This is a genomic window from Erwinia sp. MYb416 (genome assembly GCF_037479575.1).
In the GTDB taxonomy this organism is placed as follows: Bacteria; Pseudomonadota; Gammaproteobacteria; order Enterobacterales; family Enterobacteriaceae; genus Erwinia; species Erwinia rhapontici.
The window spans coordinates 1-552 of sequence record NZ_JBBGYT010000112.1 but is presented as its reverse complement, the minus strand read 5'-3'; the positions used below and the strand labels follow the sequence as shown (position 1 = coordinate 552).

The 552-nt window shown below is 60.1% G+C and carries 1 protein-coding gene; it reads left to right on the top strand.

From position 1 onward, the window contains the following. Positions 1-552 (top strand): family 20 glycosylhydrolase (locus WH277_RS01010; RefSeq protein ID WP_339503855.1); only part of this gene is annotated, 552 nt, incomplete at both ends.

The following is a 552-nucleotide window of genomic DNA, read 5'->3' as shown; positions in this document are numbered from 1 at the left end:
TTTACCTTCCGTGTCGACAGCTGGATGGGGGAGCTTCGTCCGGTGCTCACCCTGGCGGGCGACAACATGAGTGGCTACTGGCGCATCGGTAACGTGCGCTATCCTACGGTGGGCAGCAGGTTGCCGCAGCCTCCGCAGGGTATAAAACCGGTGCTGCCGGATGACGCCCAGTTGCGAAATAACCTGCTGGGCGGGGAAGCGGCACTGTGGAGCGAAATCGTCGATGAGAACGTGATTGACGTCCGTCTGTGGCCCCGGGCATTTGTAGTGGCAGAGCGGCTGTGGTCGGCCTCTGACGTGACGGATGAGAAAAATATGTATCAGCGGCTGGCGGCCGTTGATAGCTGGTCCGCTGTGTCGGTGGGCCTGCAACAGCACGCGGAGACGCAGTTGCAGATGATGCGCCTGGCGAACAGCAGCGATACGGTTGCGTTGCAAATCTTCGCTGAAGCGCTGGAGCCTGCGCAATTCTATACCCGACAGCATCTGAAATATCAGGCCGGACATTACACGCAGGCTGAACCGCTCAACCGGCTGGCCGATGTGCTGCCA